Annotated in this window: 17 protein-coding genes and 1 pseudogene; 2 read left to right on the forward strand and 16 right to left on the reverse strand. The window is 46.2% G+C overall.

Annotated features, from left to right (window positions below; genetic code table 11):
• The first annotated feature begins 10 nt into the window (after window positions 1-10).
• Window positions 11-1,006: an ABC transporter substrate-binding protein gene (locus UQW94_RS02585; protein WP_005375798.1), complete on the forward strand. Its 996-nt coding sequence runs from the start codon at window positions 11-13 to the stop codon at window positions 1,004-1,006.
• Between the two features lie 82 nt (window positions 1,007-1,088).
• Here the strand turns inward: UQW94_RS02585 and UQW94_RS02590 are convergent, their stop codons facing one another.
• The 7 genes and pseudogenes from UQW94_RS02590 to UQW94_RS02620 form a co-directional block, all read right to left on the reverse strand.
• The gene (locus tag UQW94_RS02590; RefSeq protein ID WP_005390944.1) at window positions 1,089-1,466 is read right to left on the reverse strand and encodes a nuclear transport factor 2 family protein; all 378 of its coding nucleotides are present in this window, start codon (window positions 1,464-1,466) and stop codon (window positions 1,089-1,091) included.
• Between the two features lie 141 nt (window positions 1,467-1,607).
• On the reverse strand, window positions 1,608-2,339 hold the full coding sequence (locus UQW94_RS02595; protein ID WP_158173123.1) for a DUF3726 domain-containing protein: 732 nt from the start codon (window positions 2,337-2,339) through the stop codon (window positions 1,608-1,610).
• A pseudogene (locus UQW94_RS02600) lies at window positions 2,336-4,071 on the reverse strand (hypothetical protein). Before UQW94_RS02600 ends, UQW94_RS02595 begins: the two are co-directional and overlap by 4 nt.
• 101 nt (window positions 4,072-4,172) lie before the next feature.
• Entirely contained in the window at window positions 4,173-5,774 is a 1,602-nt protein-coding gene (locus UQW94_RS02605; RefSeq protein WP_172563867.1) for a BCCT family transporter, read from the reverse strand.
• Window positions 5,775-5,883: 109 nt separating this feature from the next.
• A complete protein-coding gene (locus tag UQW94_RS02610; RefSeq protein WP_053303711.1) occupies window positions 5,884-6,873 on the reverse strand; it encodes a membrane dipeptidase in 990 nt (329 codons plus the stop codon).
• Window positions 6,874-6,942: 69 nt separating this feature from the next.
• A complete protein-coding gene (locus UQW94_RS02615; RefSeq protein WP_262597767.1) occupies window positions 6,943-8,403 on the reverse strand; it encodes an aldehyde dehydrogenase family protein in 1,461 nt (486 codons plus the stop codon).
• A gap of 73 nt (window positions 8,404-8,476) precedes the next feature.
• The gene (locus tag UQW94_RS02620; RefSeq protein ID WP_170893292.1) at window positions 8,477-8,875 is read right to left on the reverse strand and encodes a RidA family protein; all 399 of its coding nucleotides are present in this window, start codon (window positions 8,873-8,875) and stop codon (window positions 8,477-8,479) included.
• A 155-nt stretch (window positions 8,876-9,030) separates the two neighbouring features.
• On the opposite strand from UQW94_RS02620, the gene UQW94_RS02625 reads away from it, so the two are divergent.
• On the forward strand, window positions 9,031-9,921 hold the full coding sequence (locus UQW94_RS02625; protein WP_170893293.1) for a LysR family transcriptional regulator: 891 nt from the start codon (window positions 9,031-9,033) through the stop codon (window positions 9,919-9,921).
• Between the two features lie 80 nt (window positions 9,922-10,001).
• Here the strand turns inward: UQW94_RS02625 and UQW94_RS02630 are convergent, their stop codons facing one another.
• From UQW94_RS02630 to UQW94_RS02670, 9 genes are all read right to left on the reverse strand, one after another.
• Window positions 10,002-11,108 carry an NADH:flavin oxidoreductase gene (locus UQW94_RS02630; protein ID WP_031781216.1) on the reverse strand — a complete coding sequence of 369 codons (1,107 nt, stop codon included), beginning with the start codon at window positions 11,106-11,108 and terminating at the stop codon, window positions 10,002-10,004.
• A 671-nt stretch (window positions 11,109-11,779) separates the two neighbouring features.
• Entirely contained in the window at window positions 11,780-12,694 is a 915-nt protein-coding gene (gene cyoE / locus UQW94_RS02635) for a heme o synthase (RefSeq protein ID WP_033906955.1), read from the reverse strand.
• A complete protein-coding gene (gene cyoD / locus UQW94_RS02640; protein ID WP_012842490.1) occupies window positions 12,655-12,966 on the reverse strand; it encodes a cytochrome o ubiquinol oxidase subunit IV in 312 nt (103 codons plus the stop codon). The genes cyoE and cyoD overlap by 40 nt, the downstream gene beginning before the upstream one ends.
• Entirely contained in the window at window positions 12,966-13,568 is a 603-nt protein-coding gene (cyoC, locus tag UQW94_RS02645; RefSeq protein ID WP_005375782.1) for a cytochrome o ubiquinol oxidase subunit III, read from the reverse strand. Before cyoC ends, cyoD begins: the two co-directional genes overlap by 1 nt.
• Window positions 13,558-15,594 (reverse strand): cytochrome o ubiquinol oxidase subunit I, encoded by a 2,037-nt coding sequence (gene cyoB / locus UQW94_RS02650; RefSeq protein WP_005375781.1) that lies wholly within the window; start codon window positions 15,592-15,594, stop codon window positions 13,558-13,560. The genes cyoC and cyoB overlap by 11 nt, the downstream gene beginning before the upstream one ends.
• 5 nt (window positions 15,595-15,599) lie before the next feature.
• Window positions 15,600-16,481, reverse strand: a complete 882-nt coding sequence (gene cyoA / locus UQW94_RS02655; RefSeq protein ID WP_005388604.1) for a ubiquinol oxidase subunit II — start codon at window positions 16,479-16,481, stop codon at window positions 15,600-15,602.
• Between the two features lie 798 nt (window positions 16,482-17,279).
• Window positions 17,280-18,038 carry an SDR family oxidoreductase gene (locus UQW94_RS02660; protein WP_322141973.1) on the reverse strand — a complete coding sequence of 253 codons (759 nt, stop codon included), beginning with the start codon at window positions 18,036-18,038 and terminating at the stop codon, window positions 17,280-17,282.
• A 110-nt stretch (window positions 18,039-18,148) separates the two neighbouring features.
• On the reverse strand, window positions 18,149-19,054 hold the full coding sequence (gene mmsB / locus UQW94_RS02665) for a 3-hydroxyisobutyrate dehydrogenase (RefSeq protein WP_005375775.1): 906 nt from the start codon (window positions 19,052-19,054) through the stop codon (window positions 18,149-18,151).
• 11 nt (window positions 19,055-19,065) lie between these two features.
• Entirely contained in the window at window positions 19,066-20,205 is a 1,140-nt protein-coding gene (locus UQW94_RS02670) for an enoyl-CoA hydratase/isomerase family protein (protein WP_322141974.1), read from the reverse strand.
• Between the last annotated feature and the right edge of the window lie 2 nt (window positions 20,206-20,207).

Here is a 20,207-nt window from a genome sequence, read left to right on the forward strand (position 1 = left end):
ATTCAGTCACATGAAGACGACACCTTCAATGCTCTCTGTTCTGCTGCTATCAGCATTATCTACTCATGCAAATGCAGACGAATGCGGAAAAATAACCATCGCAGACATGAATTGGAATTCGGCCAGCTTAATGGCGCACATCGACCAATTTGTCTTAAATGAAGGCTACCAGTGCGATGCGGAATTGATCCCTGGTGATAGCGTTCCTACAGGCACCTCTATGATTGAAAAGGGGCAACCTGACGTTGCGCCAGAGTTATGGACAAACGGCATTAAAGAAGCACTTGATAAAGGGATTGCGGATAAACGCTTGCGCATCGCTAGTGAATCGCTTGTCAATGGTGGTGAAGAAGGGTTTTGGGTTCCCGCCTATCTGGTAAAACAGTATCCAGAACTCGCGACGATAGAAGGCGTCATCAAGCACGCCAAACTATTTGAACACCCAGAAGATGATGACAAGTTCGCGTTCTATAGCTGTCCTGCTGGTTGGACATGCCAAATCACCTCCGGTCACTTGTTTAATGCATTAGGGTTAAGTGAGCACGGCTTTGAGATGGTTGACCCAGGATCTGGCGCAGCATTAGCTGGCACCATCGCCAAAGCCTATGATCGCAAAATGCCTTGGTTTGGTTACTACTGGTCACCGACCCCCGTATTGGGCAAGTATGATATGGTCAAAGTGGATTTTGGTAGCGGGACAGATTTAGAAGAGTATCGCAACTGTACCACTCAGCCTGATTGCGCTTCACCAAAAGTAACAATGTACCCACCTTCTCCAGTTCGCACAGTAACAACTGAGGCGTTTGCGAGCAAAGAACCCCAAGCATTCGCGTACTTGCAGAAACGCGGATTTACCAACGAGCAAATGAGTGAAATGCTGGCCTGGATGGAAGATAACTACGCGGACGGTGAAGAAGCGATGTTTTACTTCTTTAATACCTACCCTGACTTGTGGAAAGGCTGGGTATCTGAAGACGTCGCGGTGAGAATCGAAAAAGCGCTTTGATGATTAATACTTAAAGTGCCACAAATCATTTAACCTCCCATACCGTTTGAATAAACGGCATGGGAGACTCGTCAACGACTCGTTAATACATGGTGTGACCATTCAATGTTTCTTTAGGAATCTCTTGCAGAGCGTCCCAATGTTCAACAATCTTCCCATTATGATCAAAACGAAAGAAATCCATCGTCACGTATTCAATATCATTAGGCCATGTTTGGTGAGTGTGTAGTGCCACCAAGTTCCCTTCAGCAATGGCTCGCACAAACGTAATGTCTTTATTGGGATACTCATTTTGCATCCGCTCAAAATACTCGATAAAAGCCTCGGGGCCATTTCCAACTAATGGATTGTGCTGGATGTACTCATCGCCAACATAGTCTTCAACCGCTTTTCTTGGATTACCTCGATAGGCGGTTTCGTAAAACGCAATGGCATTTCTTTTGTTCTCTTGCAGATCCATTTTTCTTACCTGTGTTGCTCCATCTTGCGGATAACGGTAATCATAGTCTTTGAACTTCAGAAGTGACCAAACTTCGCGCACAAAAAGGCCGCTAAAGAGCAGCCTTCATCACTTCTACTTGGAATCATCGCCTTTCATCGCTTAAACCACACCGCCAGCACCGAGCATAGAACGCTCACTGTTCTCCACCAGCAACGCGGTTGCGGTTTGTTTCAGTGTTTCCCATTCTTGGTCTTCGACAAAGATACCATTTTGCCAAGAAGCTTGTTGCGTGCGGCTTAACTCATCACCTTCAATGTGGGTGGTATACCCTTGTGCACTTTTCTCGATATCGAAATCGTTCACGGAGAGCTCGATAACCATACTATGCAAATCCGTATCATGCCCATCAAACTGATCCGAGAAAAAGACTTCTGGCGCGATTCGTCCACGGTTTAACACATAAAGCGTTCGCTTGGGACTAGAGCCATTGACCCATTGTGCACGGCACGCAATGCCTTTTGCAGAGAGCTTCAACAACTCACTAAAACCTAGCCAACGGTTATGGCACTGCGTCAACGTGATAGTAATCGACTTACGGTTAATCATTTTCTCAAGTGCGAAATCCAACACAGCGGGTAAATGACACGCTACACTCCCGTTGTGCAGTTCTACCTCTATGCTTGACGGCGTACTGTTGGTCACCGATACGGCGCAGTCTGAATCTAACCCAAGAAACAGACTGGCGTTATTAAAATGACGAACTCCATGTAAGCCAACCATTTGCAAGTCCGCCACCATGTTCGCAATGACATCCGCCTCACCACAGTGACGGCGCATGCCAAGAAATGCCTTATTAACCGCGGCCACCAATTCGTTGTGAGAGACGATCATAATGCAAATCCTCCGTGGATTTTTTGATTGTCACTTTGCGCAATTTCGTCACGCGGCGGCATGCTAGGGAAAATCCATGTGTCTGCCAGTTTAGGGTCGTGAATTTCATCTAACAACGGCGCACCTTGGAAGAAAGTTACTCGAACCCAACGATCCGAGCGCGGATCAAACTTAGTCGCACCAAAGATCGCCAATTTACAGCGCAGTAAGTGCATTGGTAACGCATCTTTACGCAGCACATTCATTTGAATATCCCCCATCGCACGGTTGCCTAACGTCCATACGCGACGTGTGATCGAACGATAAGCCGGTTTTTGCAATAGAAACTCTGCTACGGACATTTCTACATCACAGTCAAGCAAGGCCTGGTACAAGCGATTCACTTGTCTGCCAATATCAAGCGGCAGTTCTTTTTCTTCTCCAGCCTCTTCCCCGCGGACACCAAGCCTTGGCTCTTCTTTGTCTTGTGAGCGATACCAGAACCAGTAGTTGTTCTCGGCTAGTGAGTAATCCGCATCAATCGCCCAGCGGTACTTGCTTTGCAACACTTCCAGTAAATCTTGGATTTTTTCCCGCCCGGAATAGATAACGTTTCATCCGTATTGATTTGGCTAGCAAATTCATCCACTAAAGATGGGTAGAGTTCGATCAAGCAAGAGGTGAGGATTTCTTGGGCTTCCACACTCATTGTTTTCTTATGCTCGACCAAACTCGCCCAGTTCGGATGTAATGCCATTAACGTTGTTAGCTCTGATAGCAGTTGTTTGATGTCTGCTATCGCTTGATGATTGAGCCTGTCTTGATGTTCATTAATGGTGATGACTTGCTCTAAATGACGCTGTGCTTTTTGCAGCAATCCTTGCAAAGGAGCATGGAACGACGCTTCACAAGGCATCGCAAAGACTCGCGCTACCGCACGTTCGCGAGAGGTCATCCATTGGTCAACAATACACGGGTGATTAATCAAGTATGGAGCCATGCCTAAGCCAGTCGCATTGCCGACACCAAGGTAGCGCTGCAAGCCACGATGCAAAGCCACCGCGTTGTCGCCACCTTGTTGAAGTGCCAGATAGTGCACCCAATCTAGGCTGAATTCACGCAACATATATACGGCACACATTTGCGCACTAAAAGACTGGCTGAAATCTGAGTTATTCTCTAACAGTTTGAAGTCGGCGATACCAAACTTTCCGTTACCATAAACAGCTGTGGTACGCAGGATATAACCCACTTCCGCTAATTCTTTCGGCTCAGGCTGCTCGCCTTGAGAAAGCGCGCTAACAATGTGCTCAAACACGCGCACACTTTTATTTGCGCGAGCAAGAACAAGTACGTTGTTTGGATTACGTCCCGCTTCTTGCAGCGGTACATTTTCTCGCAATCTTTCCAACAAAGTAACATCAACATCGCCTTGAACCAGTGCAAATGTGACGTCCCACTTCTCAGCAATTACGCGATCATTACGCTCGTCGTCGGCAATTTCATCACAGAATACCACCAAATGATAAACGTGCTCTGGCGTGGTCAATTTGTAAATCACATGACCATAACCACGAGGACAAAGCTGCCACTCATGCTTGGTTACTTGCCAGTTTTGGCTTGCCATATTACGAATCAGACTGCGTACAAAGCTAATTCGGTTTTGGTGCATTGCGCCAAGCCTTTCGGCTGCCATGACAATCGCTGCATCGCGCATAGTTGCTTCCGTATAAGTAGAACGATGTGCATCCATTTTGCTCACCACCTATTTGTTATTGTAAGAATACTAGGGTTTGTGCGGATGCAGGAGGAAAACACCCGCACAAGCTCCACGTTGTTTGAATTAGATAATTGTTATAGCCCTTGCTCTTTCGCCATTTTGATTGCGATTTGCGGTGCATTCCAAAGTGACGGCAACAGAATCAGCGAAACCGGAACCGCGGTAATCACAATGAAAGATTGCAGTGCAGAGATGCCGCCAGAGCCAAGGGAAATTAGGATCAATGCCGTCACACCCATCATTACGCCCCAGAAGGTACGGATGATCGCATTCGGCTCCGTTTCACCACTGATCACGACACTGATTGTGTAGGTCATTGAGTCGCCCGTCGTGACGATGAAGATCGTGGTTAAAATCAGAAATAGAATTGAAGTCAGCATTGGCATTGGTAGTTGCTGAGTCACTGCAAGCAAAGCACCTGGCAAGTTAAAGCCCTCAAACGCCGCACTCACGCTACCCGGTTCAGCAATTTCAAACGCTAGGCCAGAGCCGCCCACAATCGTGAACCAAAAACAGGTGGTTAACGGAGCCACAATGCTGATGGTGGAAATGACTTGGCGAATAGTGCGACCACGGGAAATACGCGCAATAAAGATTGCCATCATCGGACCATAACCGAGGAACCAGCCCCAGAAAAATACTGTCCACCAACTTAGCCAACCTTCGTCACCGCGATAGGTCGCCATTGGGATAAAGTTATCCAACATGCTTCCGACCCCTTGAATGTATCCGTTAAAGATAAAATTCGTAGGACCAAAAAACAGGATGTAAACCATCAATGCCATTGCCAGAATCACGTTGTAACGACTAAGCAGTTGCATGCCTCGGCTTAATCCACTGAGTGCTGACAAGGTGTAAAGCGCAATCGCAAACAAGATGATGATAAGCTGAGTGGTAAAGCCATCAGGGATATCAAACAACGCATTTAACGCGTAGCTAACCTGTAAGCCTAGAAACCCAATTGGCCCGATGGTGCCTGCGGCTACCGCGATAATGCAGCACGCGTCAATCAATGCACCGAGTTGGCCTTTAAGTGCTCGTTCGCCCAAGACTGGGTAAAGCAAAATACGGGGTTTTAGTGGTAAACCTTTGTCGTAATGTAGGTGCATCACCACGATGGAAGTTAAGCTACCTACAATCGCCCAAGCTAGAAAGCCCCAGTGCATAAAGGATTGCGACAACGCATTCACCGCACCTTGCTGCGGGTTATCTTGCGCGCCGTACAAAGGGGGTGGGCTAACGTAATGCGCGATAGGCTCAGCCGCGGCCCAGAAAACACCACCACCAGCCAATAAGGTACAGAAAATAATCGCCATCCAGCGGAAAGAGTCCATTTCTGGTTTTGCAATCCCGCCCAACATCACCTTGCCTGTTCGCCCTGCAGCCAAGCCAAGACCAATAAGAAAAGTGAGAAGCAGCAGTAACTGCCAGTATGGACCAAATACCTGAACTGCCCAGCCAAAGCCAGCGTTAACGATCGTAGATAACAGCTCGCCGTCATAAAGTGCAATAGCAACGAACAACGCGATGAAACCACCGCTATACCAAAAGGCCGGGTTACTCAGTCCTAATTTGTCCGTCGTGTTTTCTGTTGTTGATGTGTTGTGTTTTGCTTTCGACTTGCCCGATGACACGCTCATCGTGGAAGCTTTCATGCTATTGGTTAAATCAGACATACTCTGGCTCCAGAGGTTCTTTGCAGCAGCCAAAGACTGGCTACAAATGTGAGTTTTACGCCTGCCGTATTGTTATTATGTGGGCAGGCGGTTCCTACTTTGGGGAATGCTATGAAATAGGCTCTAATCCTTCTTTAAGGAAGTTGAACCAGTTTTCACCCAATATTTTTCCAGCCTCAGATTCACTGAATCCGTGACCCATTAATCCGTTGTAGATGTTCTCCATCCCTGCGCTGCCGCAGAACCATGGCAGCGCATCTGGCCATCCCGAGTTACTTGCAGAACCTTCGCCGTAATCCATCGCTTTTGACCAACGCCCGTTGCGCATCCACTCCAACACTTGTTGCGGCTGATTTAGGCACAAATCGCTACCGATACCTAAATGGTCAACGCCAAACATGTCTGCGGTTTTCGCAACCATCTGGCAGAAATCATCCAGCGTGCACTGGCTGCCATTTGGCAAATGGAATGGATATAAACTGAATCCAATCAAACCACCGCGCTCCGTCAGTGCTTTGATCACGGTGTTGGACTTGTTGCGCAGTGCGTCATGCGCAAACGTCGGGTTAGCATGGCTGATACAAATTGGACGCGAAGAGAGCTCGATAGCTTCCAACGTCGAACGCTCTGCACTGTGGGACATATCAATGATCATCCCGACTCGGTTCATCTCTTCAATCGCTTGCTTACCAAAGCGAGTTACGCCGGAATCGTTTTGTTCGTAACAACCTGTCGCCAGTAAGCTTTGGTTGTTGTAGGTCAGTTGCATGATCAGCAGACCTTGACGGCGCATCACTTCAATCAGGCCAATTTCATCATCGATTGGTGAGCAATTTTGCGCGCCGAAGAAGATGCCGACTTTGCCTTCTGCTTTGGCTTTTTCTACATCTGCCATTGAATAAATAGGCATGATGAGGTCCGCATTTTGCTCGAAGCGCAAGTTCCATTCAGCAAAACGCGTTAAGGTTTCGCGCGCAGTTTCGTGGTAGACGATGGTGGCATGAACGGCGGTAATGCCACTCGCCTTAAGCGTTTGGAAATACTCTCGATCCCAATTGCAGTACTGCAATCCGTCAATCACAATCCGTTGTTGGTACATAACCACTCCTTAAACAATTTCTTAGCCTTTTCGTGCGGGCAACTGACACCATCAGTTACCCTGCCGATCTTAGTAAGGACGCTGATAAGCGGTTTTCACTACGGTGTAGAACTCTTTGGCGTACTGACCTTGCTCACGAGGACCAAAGCTAGATTCTTTACGACCACCAAATGGAACGTGATAATCTGTACCCGCAGTTGGCAAGTTAACCATGACGCAGCCCGTTTGGACTTGCTGTTTGAAGATCGCGCTATTGCGCAAGCTTTGCGTGATAATGCCGCCTGTCAGGCCAAAGCGCGTATCGTTCGCGACTGCAATTGCCTCATCCAGATCAGAAACGCGAATCACGCTCGCCATTGGCGCAAAGACTTCTTCTTGGTTCACTTCCCAGCCATTCTGTGTATTTAAAAACAGAGTTGGTGACATGTAGTAACCGTCATGCTCTAGGCTCAGACGCTCACCACCGAAAGCCAGCTCCGCGCCTGCTTGGCGTGCGTTTTCGATCCACTCAAAGTTCGCATTCAGCTGGTTACCATCAACAACAGGGCCCATGAATACGCCCTCTTCTAGAGCGTGACCCACTTTAAGTTCGCTCATGCGTTTGATTAGCGCTTCAACATACGCGTCGTGAATTCCGTCCATAACCACAAGACGAGAAGACGCGGTGCACTTTTGACCTGCACCCGAGAATGAGCCTGCGATTGTCGCTTCGACAGCAATCTGAATGTCTGCATCATCTGCCACTACGAGCGCATTTTTGCTACCCATCTCTAGCTGACAACGCACAAAATTTGGTGCCGTTGCCGCTGCAACTTTACGGCCAGTGCCCACAGAACCAGTGAAGCTCACGCCGTTCACTTCCTTCGAATTAATAAGGGTATTACCGACTTGCGAACCGCTACCCAAAACGAGGTTAAACGTGCCGGCAGGTAAACCTTGGCGATGGATAATCTCTGTCAGCGCAACGGCACTTGCTGGGGTTAGGTTGGCAGGCTTCCAGACGACGCTGTTGCCAAACGCAAGTGCTGGCGCGATTTTCCAAGCCGCTGTTGCTGTTGGAAAGTTCCAAGGAGAGATAATGGCGATAACGCCGACGGCTTCACGAGTAACTTCAACGGAGACACCTGGACGGACGGAAGCAGCGTTATCGCCAATTTGACGCAGAACCTCAGCAGCAAAGTATTGGAAGAATTGGCCAGCACGGTAAATCTCACCTCGACCTTCAGCAAATGGCTTACCTTCTTCACGCGAAAGCAAGGTACCCAATTCGTCACATCGTGCAATGAGCTCATCACCAATCGCTTGCAGCACTACTTGTTTGCGCTCGATTGGTGTTTTTTCCCACTCTGGCTGCGCTGATTTAGCCGCTTGAATCGCTTGCTCTACTTGCGACACACTCGCTTGTGCGAAATCGCCAATGTTTTCGCTGATATCAGAAGGGTTAATATTGGCGATGGTGTCCATGCCCGATTGCCATTCACCTGCTATATAGAGGGATTTTTCTGCTTGAACATTATTAATAAAAGTCATGGTTCTTTCCTTGTTCTTCCGATTTGTGATGGCAAGCCACCCACTCACTGATCTCTAATTGTTCTTATTGGATTTATTCTGGTTGGCTTGCCGACGCGTAGACGACAAACTCCACCAACATTTCTTCTCGTGCTAACCCTGCAACCACCATGGCGGCGCGATTTGGGTACGGCGCTTCAAAATATTCCGCGTACACTTGGTTAACGGTTTTTAAGTATTCTCTGTCGGTCACGTAAATCAGGACCTGCAATACAGAGTCCAAAGACTCCCCTGCACACTCCAGGGTGTGAATGAGATTGTTAAAGGTTTGGCGTGTTTGTGCTTCGATGCCACCTTCAACAACCGTACCTGTATCATCAATAGGAATTTGTGCTGTATACAGAGTTCCATTGTTGACAATCGCCCATTCAAGCGGCGCTTTAGAAGCAAATAGACTGGTTTTAACTGGGTGTTTTTTAGTAGGAGTATTCACGTGCCTTTCAACCTTTGTAACAGCTTTGTTTCAATATGGTTAAATGATGCACATTGACAGGCGATAAATCTAACGGTAAATTTTTTACATTTGATAAATAAAACTTATCACCTCATTGAGAATAACGTAAATAAAGGGATTAAGAGGCATTAGGGATGAGTATTAAGCTTCAACAATTAATGCATTTTGTGATGGTAGTCGAGGAAGGTGGGTTTCGAGCCGCTTCACATCGAGCAAATCGATCTCAGGCTGCGCTCTCCACGTCGATAAAAGAGCTAGAGAAAATGCTAGGACAAACGCTGTTTGAGCCCGGCAACAAAACCAAATTAACGCCTTTTGGTGAGATTTGTTTGCCCAAGGTGGTACAGTTTCTCAATATCTACAGTGCGCTGGACAACGATCTCAAAGCTGCCGCGGCCGGACAGCAAGGGAGAGTGCGAATTGCGAGCGTTCCTTCTGTTGCAGCGAAACTCATCCCGAGCGTGTTGGGTGCCTTTTGCGAGCAGTATCCAAATGTAGAAGTAAGCTTGATTGATGATAACGCGGCGGGCGTCGAGGCTCGCTTACTCTCCGGTGAAGTCGACTTAGCGCTCGGTAACCCCTCTCACCTCGATGAGGGCGGCATTGACTTTACGCCGCTGTTAGCCGATCCAATAGGCGTGGTGTGTTTAAAGGACAACCCTATTGCGAGTCATCCAGAAGGAATCGAGTGGCAAACTTTGTTGGAACAACCCTTTATCCGTAACGGCACTTGTACACTTCTCGATCCAACCCCAGCAAGAGCTCTGAGTCAGCAAGCGCTCTATTCGGTCGAAAATATTACTTCGCTATTTTCTGTCTTAGAACTTGGGATTGGTGTCACGACCCTACCGAAGCTTGCTTTCCCAACCAATGAAACACGCTTGGTTTGGATTCCGCTTATCGATCCACCACTTGAAAGGCAAATTGGTATATTTACGTTAACCGATCGCACGATCTCGCCTCAAGCTAAAGCATTTCACGATCTTTGTGTGCATTATTTAAACTATCAAAAAGAAGATAAATAATGGTTCGATTAACATGCGGATAATTAAAAGCCTCCATATTCAGAGTGGAGGCTAATTTGTATTTGTGTAGTCGCTTCGTTTTATTTTTTGCGACGATTTCGGTTCTTATACACCACGCAAAAGTTACCACGCTTGGTACGACACTTTGAGCAACGTTCGCAATCTACTGGTGCGCGATTGCCTTCTTTCCAACGTTTGATCAACTGCGGCTCAGCCAATAAAGGGCGTGACACAGCAAAAAATTGGATATCTGTGTTTTCTGCAATTTTCTCAATCGCATCAATGTCGCTCAGCCCGCCGACAGTAATCACCGGTATGCTAACGTCCTGACTGATCACGTGACCATATTCGTGAAAGTAACCTTCTTCTTGTAGTGTGTAACCATCGAACGTTTGACCAACAAGTTCGTTTGCTTTGCCGTGAATATTGCCAGACACGACGATCGCATCAACGCCTACTTCTTCAAGTTTCTTACAGACGACGCGAGTTTCATCGAACGTTAAACCGCCGTCAAAGAACTCTGTTGCCGTCAGTTTAACGAGGATGGGAAATTCGCTTCCAACCAGCTTTCTGGTTTCAGAATAAATTTCTAAAAGAAAGCGCATGCGATTTTCTAAGTCACCACCATATTCGTCTTCTCGACGATTATAGTACGGGCTTAAAAACTGGTTAATTAAATAAGTGTGCGCCGCATGAATCTCTACGCCGTCAAAACCAGCGTCTTGAGCACGTTTGCTCGCCAATGCGAATGCCTTTACGATGTAGTCGATTTCGTCCTTTGTCATCGCTTTGCCTTGCGTATTTGTACCACGCTCAGGCACGTCACTCGGAGCGAAGATGACACGCTCACCGACGTTATGGGTGGTTTTGGTGCCACCGTAAGCAATTTGCATCACGATTTTAGAATCTTGTTGATGTACTAGCTCTGTTAGCTTTTTGTATTCTTCAATAAAAGAGTCGTTGTAGATCCCCATCATACCTGCGTTGGGTTTCTCTTCTTCAACGATATTGGCATAACCCGTAACAATAAGCCCAACTTCCCCTTTCGCAAGCGTTTCGTAAATATCGTAAAGCTTTGCCGTCATATGACCATCTTCAGTCGCCATGTTCTCCCACGTTGCGCTTCTCACAAAACGGTTCTTTAGGGTCATGTTGCCAATGCGGGCTTCGGAAAACAAAATGCTCAAAACCAGTCCTCTTAAAGTTGTCTTTATGTTTTATCTGTTCGCAAGTAAACAAGAACGAAAAAGGAACAGCGATACACGATGTATGGCTGTTCCTTCTCTGAATCCTTGAGACCTGCAAACTACAGGCGCACCTTAATGCCTCGGAGACGACAAAACTTTAATCTGGGTTAATGTTTAGTGAGTTTTTAGATTATGTAAAAGGATGATTCTTAATCGTGTTCATTTCACTGGAGCTAAGATGCTTCGTCACCCACTTTCAGTCGTAAAACTTGTGTATTTCGCTAGCAGGTGATTCAACTCAAACATTCACATTGTTAGTTTGTATGCTGCTATCGGAACTAGCACTACCCCAAATGTTTACATTACAAACTATCGATATTGAATTCTCATATGGTAAATAGAGTTATTGCGCTGTTTATACTTTTTAGCTTAATAGTCGCTATCTCTTGGCATTATTACGCGTCAGCGGAAACGCGCGACCCACTATGTTTTACAAACTGGTTGTTTTTGCTTTTAGATATGAATACGTGATAGTGAAGCTAGAGGAGGAACAGGAAAAACAGTGAAAATAAAGGACAATAGAAAGCTAAATGACCTTACTTCTAGGTAAGGCCATTCATGCATTCAGCAGCAAAAGATATTGGCGCTTAGCAAACGCTTAGGTCTGGTTGTTACAGAGCTAGAGGAATCAACTCGACACCAAGCACACCACTGATCCCCATCACCACTAGCAGTGAGACTTTAAACACCGACTTTGACCAAGCGATGTAGTTGTTGTCATCAATGCTGCGAAAGGTTACTTTCGTCCACATAAAGCAAACAACCGCTGCAACCGCTAAGTATTCATACCCGGCTTCACCTAGTAAAAATAACCCCAATGATGCTGCCCCAAAAGCCACGACATACGCTTTCATGTGTCGATGCGCTTTATGAATGCCTTCTTTAACTGGCAATACGGGAATCCCGGCTTCTCGGTAGTCTTGCATGCGGAACATGGCAATGGCATACGAGTGCGGCATTTGCCAGAGACAGAACATGGTAAAGAGTAAAATCGCTTCCAAGCTAATGAAGTTTGTTACCGCCAAGTAACCCACCAATGGCGGAACTGCGCCTGAGATACTTCCCACTAAGGTTCCATACACCGAGTTACGTTTGTACCACATCGTGTAAAAGAACACGTAATACACGTAGCCAAGCAACACGACGACAGCGGATAGTGGATTCACTCGGATAAATAACAGTGCGGTTCCTACCAGCAATAAAGCAAGTGCATAAACAAACGCAATATCGATATTGATGTTGCCTTTCACTGTTTCACGATTTCGTGTACGTGCCATCTTTTGGTCGATATCACGATCGAAAATATTATTCACCACACAACCTGAAGCGATGACTAACCCAACACCAACTAACGTCGTAACGAACAACATTAGACTGGCTGGTTCTGTTTTTGCGGCGAGGAAGAACCCCGCCGCAACAGAAATCAGGTTGCCGAAAATAATGCCCGGTTTAGTGATAGACAAATAACTTTTCAGCATACCTTGACCTACAACTTCATGTTGACGTTCATGTTGTAGATGATCCATACCGAGCCAGCGATAAGGATAAGTACAACAATGGCGGTAAACATCAGTGATACAAGGTTCCAACGTCCGTCGGATGTTTTTGTTTCCATGTGCAAGAAGTATTTAAAGTGAACAAATATCTGCACTAATGCACATCCAAATAGAATCGCATAGGTCGTTGTATCTGGTAATGATTTCGTCCAAACAAAGTAGAACGGAATTACCGTCAGAATCAGTGAGGCAATAAAGCCTTTCACGTAATCTGACGCACTGGTTTCTACATGTTGATCCATTACATTACCCCCAGTAAGTAAACGATGGTAAAGACACAAATCCAAACGATATCTAGAAAGTGCCAGAATAGGCTTAAGCAGTTAAAGCGCATTGCCATATTGTCGTTCAGACCTTTCGTCGACAGTTGATGATACGCTACCGCTAACCAAATCAGACCAAAGGTTACGTGCAGGCCGTGCGTACCAACCAACGTAAAGAATGCCGATAGGAATGCACTTGTTTGTGGCCCATAGCCTTCTTCAATCAGGTGATGGAACTCATAGACCTCCATACAGATAAAGCCAAGACCAAGCGCGAACGTGACTAACATCCAGCGTTTGAGACCAGCAACGTTGTTGCGCTTCATCGCGATAATGCCAAAACCAAATGTGATACTGCTAAACAGCAGCAGCATGGTTTCGACAAACACGAATGGGAGTTCGAAAATGTCTTTACCTGTTGGGCCTGCAATTGAATTGCTCGACAGCACAGCGTACGTCGCGAACAAGGTCGCAAACAATACACAGTCACTCATCAGGTAAACCCAGAAGCCAAATAGCTTGTTGCCATTCGTGTCATGGTGGTGATCATGGTCGTGATGTGCTGCGATATTAGTTTGCATACGTCACCTCCAGATCATCTTTACTTTCGCTGTCTTTCACTGAGTTTTTCTTCGCTTCTTCAAGCTGAGCTCGACGTTCGGCCTCAATTGCTTTGATCTCTTCAACTTCCACGTAGTAATCCACATCATCGTTATAGCTATGCTGAATACACGTCACGATAATACCGACCAAACTTGCCGCCGCTAGCCACCAGATGTACCAAATCATGCCGAAGCCAAATAGGAGCGACCAAGCCGACACGTAGATGCCTGTTGCCGTGTTTTTTGGCATATGAATACGTTCGTATTCCACTTCTTTAGTTGGATCGAACTCGCCACTTTGTTTCTGGTACCAGAAGGCATCTAGCACATCACCTTTTGGTAGGTGCGCAAAGTTGTAGAACGGCGGTGGAGACGATGTTGCCCACTCAAGAGTACGACCACCCCACGGGTCACCAGTTAAATCACGGTTTTGCTCGCGGTCACGGATACTCACGTAAATTTGGATGAACTGAGACAATACGCCCAGCGCAATCACAACCGTACCGGCTGCGGCAATCGACAACAGTGGGAAGTATTCTGGGTTGATGTCTTGGCTTAAACGACGAGTCATCCCCATAAAGCCCAGCGCGTAAAGCGGCAGGAACGCCATTAAGAAACCAATAATCCAAAGATAGAACGCACGTTTGCCCCAAGTTTCATTCATGGTGAAACCGGTCGCTTTCGGGAACCAGTAAGTGATCGCAGCGAAACATCCAAACACGACACCACCGATGATAACGTTGTGGAAGTGAGCGATAAGGAATACTGAGTTATGCAGAACGAAATCTGCGCCCGGAACAGCCATTAGTACGCCCGTCATACCACCAACAGTAAAGGTGATCAGGAAACCCACCGTCCACATCATTGGCGTCGTAAAGCGGATGCGGCCTTTGTACATGGTGAATAACCAGTTGAAGATCTTCACCCCAGTTGGGATAGAAATGATCATCGTGGCAATACCGAAGAAGGCATTTACGTTCGCGCCAGACCCCATCGTAAAGAAGTGGTGTAGCCAAACGACAAAGGCAAGAATCGTGATAACTACGGTAGCCCAAACTAGCGATGTGTAACCGAACAACTTTTTACGTGAGAAGGTTGCGGTGACTTCTGAGAACACACCAAAAATTGGCAAGATCAAGATGTACACTTCTGGGTGACCCCAAGCCCAAATAAGGTTGACGTACATCATTACGTTGCCGCCAAGATCATTGGTAAAGAAGTGCATGCCTAGGTATCTATCCAGCGTTAGCAGAGCGATAGTCACCGTTAGGATTGGGAATGAAATGATGATCAAAATGTTTGCACACAGAGACGCCCAAGTGAAAACTGGCATCTTCATCATTGGCATAGACGGTGTACGCATACGTAAAATGGTCGCGAAGAAGTTCACGCCTGTTAACGTCGTACCAACACCTGATATCTGCAGCGCCCAAATCCAATAGTCGACCCCGACTCCTGGGCTAGCCTCAATACCTGAAAGCGGCGGATACGCCAACCAGCCGGTACGACCAAATTCACCTAAGCCGAGAGACATGTTTGTTAGGATGACACCTACAACAAACAGCCAGAAGCTCAAGTTATTCAGATACGGGAAAGCTACGTCACGCGCACCAATCTGCAATGGCACGATGATGTTCATCAGACCAATGACCAATGGCATCGCTACAAAAAAGATCATGATCACGCCGTGGGCAGTAAAAATTTGATCGTAGTGATGCGGTGGCAAGTAACCTGCTTCACCCGCAGAAGAAAGGAGTTGCTGACTACGCATCATGACTGCGTCAGCAAAACCACGAACAAGCATCACCATCGCTACTGCGATGTACATGAAGCCAAGTTTTTTATGGTCTACTGAAGTAAACCATTCATTCCACAAATATTGCCACTTTCCGGCTTTGGTCACCGCGTAAACTACGGCTAAACCAACCAGCGCCACAACCGCTAGGGTGATGACGATAATAGGTTCGTGGAATGGAACTGAATCAAGAGTTAATCTTCCAAACATTACGATTATCCTTGGTTTTCAGGCAAACAGTTCATTGAACCAGGATGCTGAGTCACAACGTCGGTGAACAAGAACGGAGGAACGCTAGAGAACAAAGTGACTGGCTCTGCGATACTTGGCGCTGCCAGTGAGCTGTATTGCTCCCAATCTTCAATACGATCAGGGCTCGCCTTCACTTTCTGCACCCAATTTAGGAACGCAGCACGATCAGACATTGCTGAAGCTGTGAACTTCATTTGCGAAAAGCCTTCGCCGCTGTAGTTCGATGCAAAACCCTTGTAGTCACCTTCGTGGTTCGCTATCAGGTTGAGCTTGGTTACCATTCCTGGCATCGCGTAGATCTGTGTACCTAAGCGAGGGATGAAAAACGCGTTCATGATGTTGTCCGAAGTCAGTTTGAACTGCACTGGCACGTCTTTCGGGAACGCCACATAGTTCACCGTCGCAATGTTTTCTTCTGGGTAGATGAACAACCATTTCCAATCGAGTGACACCACTTCGATGGTCATTGGTTTAACATCACTTTCCAAAGGTTTGGATGGCTCTAGTTCATGAGTCGAACGCCATGTGATCGTCGCAAGAATCGCAATGATGATGATTGGAATTGTCCATACCACCACTTCGATTTTGGTCGAGTGTGACCACTCGGGTGCGTACTCTTCTTCAGTGTTAGAGGCGCGGTATCGGTAAGCGAAGTAAATCGTCATTAAAATCACAGGGATTACAACGATCAACATCAGCAAAAGAGCAGTAATAATTAACTCTTTTTCTTGCACACCAATGGCACCTTTGGGGTCAAGTAAAGCTGAATTACATCCTGAGAGCATAAGTATGACGGACGCCAAACTTCCCCTCGACAAGATGCGTTTATATCTTGAGGCTTCCATTAACTTTCTCGATGGTTGTCTGGTTTCAAAGCAGATGCCAATCAAAGTAAATAAGAGCTCACAAATAGCGCAGAGGTAATGTATGAGAACAAGAAGAAACTTCGATAAGTAGTTATTCTACTTACAATTTTTCAACTTCGTCATCAAGCATTTAACCAGCTAGAATGAACCGTTATTTGCTACGATACGATTGGTATCAAGCCAAGAACCAGTTGTTATAGTCATTAGAATGTTTATGTGTTGAGCATGAGTAACGTCGGGCTCAGAGCGAAACAAAACGGAATTGAGTGGAGATCAAAACCACACTCTTAGTGTGAGTTTATTGTTACACTTTGAAACACTATGTTACATTTGGCGCATTATGAGGAGTAAAAAGTTAAAGCTCATTAGCCACAACTGGAAACTAACCTTCCATTAATGGAAGTTACACACTTTAAATCGAATATTAACCTCAACACGAATTTCTCGTGCTTCAACAATTAATTATTTAAAAACAAATAGTTGAAACTTAAAATTGATGAGACTGACTATCAACTTCATTTACGCAGATAGCCTTAATGAGAAGCGGAAACTAAAAAACCAAAAGTGTGATCAGCATCAAATTAATGATTTCACTTAATATTTGAGTGGTATTTACATCTCTTTATTGGATTGTGAGAAATCATTCTCAAGGTAAATCCAAACATAAGTTGTAAATACATTTGGGTTGCGCAGAATTAGCACTCCACAACATAGAAAATGTTGAAATGGAAAGAGACTTATTATTCAGGTCTATCAGAGCCTTATTTCAGTGATCACTTACATACGAATGCCGCCATCCACTTCTAAAACCCTGCCAGTAAAGTAATCACTCTCAATAATGTATTTTACTGCATGCGCGATTTCGCTTGTTTCGCCCATCCTGCCAACTGGGATCATCTTTTCTAATCGCTCTATGGCTTCGGGTTTCATTTGCTCTGCCATCGCGGTATGAACTACACTTGGTGCAACCGCCGCCGCGCGAATACCGTATCTTGCGAGCTCACGAGCCCATGTTGTCGCCATGGTCGCGACCGCCGCTTTTGACGCAGAATAATTGGTTTGTCCGATATTCCCAGCTCTCGCAACACTAGAAATATTGATGATAACGCCTTGGGAGCCACTCTCAATCATCTTGACGGCAGCTTCACGCCCACACAAAAACGTTCCTGTCACGTTAACGTTCATGACCAAGTTGAATTGATCCAAAGACATCTTACTGATCACGCCATCTTTTGCTTTTACAAGTAACCCATCTCTTAACACGCCAGCGTTATTGACTAACCCATTGAGTTGACCAAAATCTTGGATAATCGCTTCAAACGTGGTTTCAACGTCGATTTCGTTGGTGACATCCACTTGATATGTCAACGCTTTCGCACTCAGCATTCGACACTGCTCTTGTGTTTCCATTAAGCCACTGGCGTTTACATCCAACAACGCTAAATCAGCGCCAGCTTGAGCAAGGGTAATGGCCATCATTTGCCCAAGCCCCTGCCCTGCTCCTGTAATGGCAATAACACTACTTTTTATGTCCATATTGGTGCACTCCATAACTCGTAATGTTCTCTATCTCAACTAGTCTAAGTTGGCCGAAATGATGCGCGTTTTAGGTCACCATCTCAGGCTGGTTTGTCACAAAACTCGGTCTAGCCTTTCTTACTCTTGTATAACTCAAATAAGCTTGAGAAATCGAGCTCGCCGTGGCCGCTCGCGTTGTGGAAAGAATATAAGTTGCGCGCTAACGACCCCATCGGAACCGAAGAATGTGTTTGTAACGCCGCATCTAACCCCAAGCCGAGATCTTTTAGCATGAGTTTGCTCATAAAGCCCGGTTGGTAATCGTGACTAGCTGGCGCACTGTCCATCACGCCTGGGCAAGGATTGTAAAGCTCCAATGCCCAATTTCGGCCAGAGCTTTGCAGCATGATGTTTGATAGCACTTTTGGATCGAGTCCATGATCGATACCTAGGTTTAATGCCTCGCACGTACCAGACATTAAAATGCCGAGCATAAGGTTGTTACAGATTTTCGCCATTTGACCATCGCCTGCTTTGCCAGCATGGAAAACATTTTTTCCCATATACTGCAAAATCGCATTGGCTTTAGAAAACGCTTGATCCGAACCACCAACAATAAAGGTTAATGTCGCCGCTTTAGCGCCAGCAACGCCTCCCGAAACGGGCGCGTCGACAAACAACACACGTTTATTTGCCGCTTCATTGGCGACTAATCGCGCAGAGTCCGGATCAATGGTTGAACAATCAATCATCAAGGTACTTGGCGAGACAAGATTGAGGACACCTACGCCACCATGTAAGTCACCAAGATACACGGAACGAACGTGAGACCCTGCTGGTAGCATCGTGATGACTGTGCTAGCACCATCTACTACCTCTTCGATAGAGCTCGCCACCACGGCACCAAAAGGTACTAGTTGCTTTGCGGCTTCGCTATCGACATCGAATACTTGCACGTTAAATCCAGACGCGAGTAAGTTTTGCGCCATAGGATGCCCCATTCTTCCTAAACCGATAAATGCGATGGTACTCATGATCATTCTCCTTATTGACCTAGTGTTTGTTCACCCAAATTAGCAAGCGGATGCTCGTTATCTGACCAAAGCGAGGTAAACAAAGTATCGATAACATCTTCATCGACTTCACTGACACTGTTAAATATCCAGCTCGGCTCGCCATCCCGGTCAATGAGCCGAGAACGGACGCCCTCTTTAAACTCACCTAATGAGGCACTGCGAACCGACAAACTCAACTCTAAACGGAAGCAATCTGCAAGCGGTAAGCTGTGGTACTCTTTCACTTGTCTAAAGCAAATATGCGCGGTGATCGGACTGCCCGATGCGAACGTTTGTTTCGCGTTTTCTATCCACTGGCTATTCCCTTCGATAGTCATGATTCGCTGTGCTATCGCATTAAGATCAAAGCCTTTGCACGCTTCCTCTATCTGATCTAAGTATGGACAAATTTGCGTGGTTGGTTTGCTATCAATAACCTGTTCTTCCATTAATTTTAGTAGCGCAGTTACCAACTCTTTCGCATCTTCTTTGCCCCACTGGAGCCGCTTTAGCTCATCCAGTAAGGTGGGATACTGCTCTTCCAACAGTAACCAATCGGCCAAACCAATAGTGACAGCGTCACTTGAATTTACCATTGAACCTGTCAATCCGAGGAATAAGCCCACTTGCGGATCTATCTGGCTTAAAAACCACGTACCTCCCACATCAGGATACAGTCCGATATTGATTTCTGGCATAGCAAGGCGTGATGTTGTTGTCACAACGTTATGGCTGGTTCCCATAAAAAGCCCCATCCCACCGCCCATGACAATGCCTTCTCCCCAACCGATAATGGGTTTGTTGTAAGTGTGGATGAGATAGTCACACTCATACTCCAACGAGAAATAGTTCGTACAGAACTCTACGATTTTTTCTTTACTCTCGTTATGCATGACGTGATACATAGCTCGAACATCGCCACCAGCACAGAATGCTTTTTCTCCAGCGCCAGTAAGTACCACACAAGTCACATGCGGATCGTCTTGCCACTTGATAAGCTGATCGTTAAGTTGGACTAACATGTCATACGTCAATGCATTCAATGAAGCGGTGTTGTCTAACGTTGCGATACCAATGCGGTGCACGCCATCTAAGCACTCTATTTCACTAATGGTTACCATCCCTGCCATGT

It is taken from the genome of Vibrio sp. PBL-C16 (genome assembly GCF_034321865.1).
Taxonomy (GTDB): Bacteria; Pseudomonadota; Gammaproteobacteria; order Enterobacterales; family Vibrionaceae; genus Vibrio; species Vibrio alginolyticus.